The following is a 4,061-nucleotide window of genomic DNA, read 5'->3' on the forward strand; positions in this document are numbered from 1 at the left end:
TCTGGTCAATGATCTCTCCGATCTGGAGGCGATTGAAAGGCCAGAATTTACGGTTGCTGCGGATGATATCGATCTTATCGATCTTGCTCACCGTGCCGCTGGCTTGCTTGCGGTCAAGGCTTCCGACCATCAGATACGAATCGATCTTCCCGATGAGGGTGAAAAACTTCCGGCGCGCGGCGAATTTCGCCGGTCGCTGCAAATTCTCGTCAATCTGATCGGCAATGCCATCCGCTATTCGCCGGACGGTTCTGTGATCAAACTGCGTGTTTCTGCCGATGAACAATTTGCCAAGATTTCGGTGACCGATCAAGGCGACGGCATTGCTGCCGAAGATCAGGACCGGATTTTTGAGAAATTCGAACGACTGGGCCGATCGGGCGATGGTGGCAGCGGATTGGGGCTGTTTATTTCTCGCCGGCTCGCTGGTGCTATGGGCGGCAGTCTCACCGTCGAGAGTTTGACTGGTAAAGGTTCTACCTTCACCCTGGCGCTTCCTGACCGAAAATAGCCAAAAAAAAGGGAGCGCAGAGGCTCCCCGTTTTCTAGAATAACTATTGTCTCTACCGCTTGTCGATCGACACATAGTCGCGCTTGGCCGGACCTGTGTAGAGCTGACGCGGCCGACCGATGCGCTGGCCGGGATCGGAAATCATTTCGTTCCACTGGGCGACCCAGCCGACGGTGCGGGCGAGGGCAAAGAGAACGGTGAACATCGAGGTCGGGAAACCGATCGCCGACAGGATGATTCCGGAATAGAAATCGACATTCGGGAAGAGTTTCTTGTCGATAAAATACGGATCGTTGAGCGCCATTTCTTCCAGTTGCAAGGCGACATCAAACACCGGATCCTTGACCTTCAGCGTTTCAAATACTTCGCGTACCGTTTCCTGCATCACCGATGCACGCGGGTCGTAATTTTTGTAAACGCGGTGGCCAAATCCCATCAGGCGGAACGGATCATCCTTGTCCTTGGCGCGTTTGATATATTCCGGAATACGGTCGGGATGACCGATTTCATGGAGCATATTAAGCGCCGCTTCATTGGCGCCGCCGTGTGCAGGGCCCCAGAGGCAGGCAATGCCGGCCGCGATGCAGGCAAACGGGTTTGCGCCGGATGAACCGGCAAGCCGGACGGTTGATGTCGACGCATTTTGTTCATGATCGGCATGGAGGATGAAAATCCGGTCCATGGCTTTTTCAATCGCCGGGTGGACTTCATATTCTTCGGCGGGGACGCCAAATGTCATGCGCAGGAAGTTGCCGGTATAGGAGAGATCGTTGTCCGGATAGACGAACGGCTGACCGATTGAATATTTGTAGGCCATGGCGGCGATGGTCGGCATTTTTGCTACCAGACGGTGGCTGGCGATCATCCGCTGCGCCGGATCGTTGATGTCGGTGCTGTCATGATAGAAAGCTGACAACGCGCCAACCACACCGCACATGATGGCCATGGGATGCGCATCGCGACGGAAACCCTGGTAAAAACCGCGCAATTGTTCGTGCACCATGGTGTGGCGGGTGATCGTGTTGTTGAAATCGGAAAATTCATCCGCAGACGGCAGCTCTCCACGAAGCAAAAGATGCGCGACTTCCATGAAGCTGCTGTGCTCGGCGAGCTGTTCGATGGGATAGCCGCGGTGGAGCAATACGCCTTCACCGCCGTCGATGAAGGTCAGCTCGGATTCGCAACTGGCGGTCGATGTGAAGCCGGGGTCATAGGTGAAGGCGCCGGTCTGGCCGTATAATTTGCGAATATCGACGACATCGGGGCCTGTTGTGCCCGTCAGAACCGGATATTCGTGATCTGCGCCGTTGATGCTGAATTTTGCGTTATCGCCCACGATATGTTCCTTTCTGCTCCTGAAACTCAGGTGTTTTCTATTTGATCTGCGAGACGGCCCAGAGATTCTTCTTTGCCAAGAAGGATCAGGACGTCAAAAATTCCGGGTGAACTGGTACTTCCCGTCAAGGCGGCGCGCATAGGTTGTGCGAGCTTCCCCAATCCCAATTCGGCAGACTCCGCGATCGCTTTTATGGTTTCTTCCGTCGCCTCGAGAGTCCAGTTTTCCAGATCAGTCAAGCCAAGATGAATCGATTTAAGCAGCGTCCGTGCAACATCGTCTAGCAGATTTTCTGCCCGTTCGTCGAGGCCAAGTGGTCTCTTTTTAAAGAGAAAAAGACTGGATTCGCTCAATTCGATCAGATTCTTTGCCCGGCTTTTCAAAACCGGCATCGCCTTACCGAGCAATTCCTTGTCCGATGACCCTAGGGGCTGGCCCAAATCCTTTTCGATCCAAGGGGTTGCAAGCCGAACCAGATCCGCATCTGCGGCATCGCGCATATAATGGCCGTTCAGATTTTGAAGCTTCTTGGTATCAAAGCGCGAAGGGGATTTGCCGACGCCGGATAGATCGAACCATTCGATTGCCTGCGCGCGGGAAATGATTTCATCGTCGCCATGTCCCCAGCCCAGACGCAGTAGATAGTTGAACATCGCGTCCGACAATATACCCATATCGCGATAGGCTTCGACGCCCAGCGCGCCATGGCGTTTGGACAGCTTGGCGCCGTCATTGCCGTGGATCAGGGGAATATGGGCATAAACCGGTTCGGGCCAGCCCATCGCCCGGATCAGGGCCAGTTGGCGGAAGGCATTGTTGAGATGATCATCGCCGCGGATAAGATGGGTGACACCCATATCATGATCATCGACGACCACCGCGAGCATATAGGTCGGTGTGCCGTCGGAGCGCAGCAGGATGAAGTCGTCAATCTCGCCATTCTGGACCGAAACATCGCCTTGCACCTTGTCGGCGATGGTCACTTTACCAGAGGTTTCGGTTTTTAGCCGGATCGCGAACGGCGCGCCCGCTGTCGCTTCCGACGGATCGCGATCGCGCCAGCGGCCGTCATAGCGCATCGGCTTTTTCTCGGCCCGTTGTTTTTCGCGCATTTCGGTCAGCTCTTCGGGGGTCGCGAAACATTTATACGCATTGCCTGAGGCGACCAGCTCATTGGCGACTTCGGCATGGCGCGTAGCGCGTTCTGATTGGAAGACGGTTTCGCCATCCCAGTCGAGTCCGAGCCAGTCCAGCCCTTCGCTGATCGCGTCAATCGCCTCCTGGGTCGAGCGCGCCTTGTCTGTGTCTTCGATCCGCAGCAGCGCTTTGCCGCCGTGATGGCGGGCGAACAACCAGTTGAACATGGCGGTACGGGCGCCGCCGATATGCAGAAATCCGGTCGGGGAGGGCGCAAAGCGGGTTACGACCATATTTGTCTGTTTCGGCTGATTATCATCATTTGAATTCACGCTTGCTTGGCCCCTGTGATAGATTTGGGAAATGCGGGATGGATTGAGCCCGAATGGCACCATGAGCACCGGTTCCGGTCCGATCAGGCTTGCCCTTAGCACGCTGTTTCATCCGCGACAATTGCTTGAATATTTGCGTCGAGAAAGGGCTCTGGAAAAGCTCGAACGGCTGCTGGAAAAGGAGCGTGATCAGTTGCCTCTCTGGTTGCCGGTGGCGCTGGGATGCGGGATTGCGGCCTGGTTCAATCTTGCTGCTCCGGCATGGTGGCTTGCTTTCACGAGCCTTTGTGGCGCTATTGGCCTGATCGTGATCACAAGGGGACGAGAGACCAGGATAGAAAGCGTGCTTTTCTGGTTCTTCCTGTTTGCCGCAATTGGCTGCTGTCTTATCTGGTTCCGTTCATGGCAGGTCGCCGCACCTGTGCTGGATCGTCCGGCCGTAATATCATTCAATGCCGAGATCGAACGGGTCGAACCGGTATTGGCGCGAGACATGGTGAGGCTCGTGTTGCAGACCGGAAGAAAAGCCGGGCTTCCGCCTCGAGTCCGGGTCAATGTGCCACTCGATCATACCAATCCGGCACTGCAAAGCGGCGCTCTGATCCAGTTGCGCGCGCGGCTGATGCCACCCGCGATGCCCGCCCTTCCAGGCGCTTATGATTTCTCCGAGCGCGCATGGTTTCAGGGGCTCGGCGCTACCGGTCAGGCGCTGGGTGATATCACCATATTGCGACCCGCCGATCCC

At 55.9% G+C, this 4,061-nt stretch carries 4 protein-coding genes; 2 read left to right on the plus strand and 2 right to left on the minus strand.

Features of this window, described 5'->3' with window-relative positions:
- On the plus strand, nucleotides 1–511 hold a 511-nt coding region (locus WBM93_RS05070), incomplete at its 5' end, for a sensor histidine kinase (protein ID WP_424429027.1).
- A gap of 52 nt (nucleotides 512–563) precedes the next feature.
- Here WBM93_RS05070 and WBM93_RS05075 read toward each other — a convergent pair.
- Nucleotides 564–1,847, minus strand: coding sequence for a citrate synthase (locus WBM93_RS05075; RefSeq protein WP_424429029.1), 1,284 nt, complete (start codon nucleotides 1,845–1,847; stop codon nucleotides 564–566).
- 26 nt (nucleotides 1,848–1,873) lie between these two features.
- Entirely contained in the window at nucleotides 1,874–3,277 is a 1,404-nt protein-coding gene (gene gltX / locus WBM93_RS05080) for a glutamate--tRNA ligase (RefSeq protein ID WP_424429035.1), read from the minus strand.
- A gap of 100 nt (nucleotides 3,278–3,377) precedes the next feature.
- Between gltX and WBM93_RS05085 the strand changes: the two genes are divergently transcribed.
- A partial coding sequence (locus WBM93_RS05085; RefSeq protein WP_424429032.1) for a DUF4131 domain-containing protein occupies nucleotides 3,378–4,061 on the plus strand: 684 nt, incomplete at its 3' end.

Source organism: Parasphingorhabdus sp. (genome assembly GCF_049667325.1).
Lineage (GTDB): Bacteria > Pseudomonadota > Alphaproteobacteria > Sphingomonadales > Sphingomonadaceae > Parasphingorhabdus.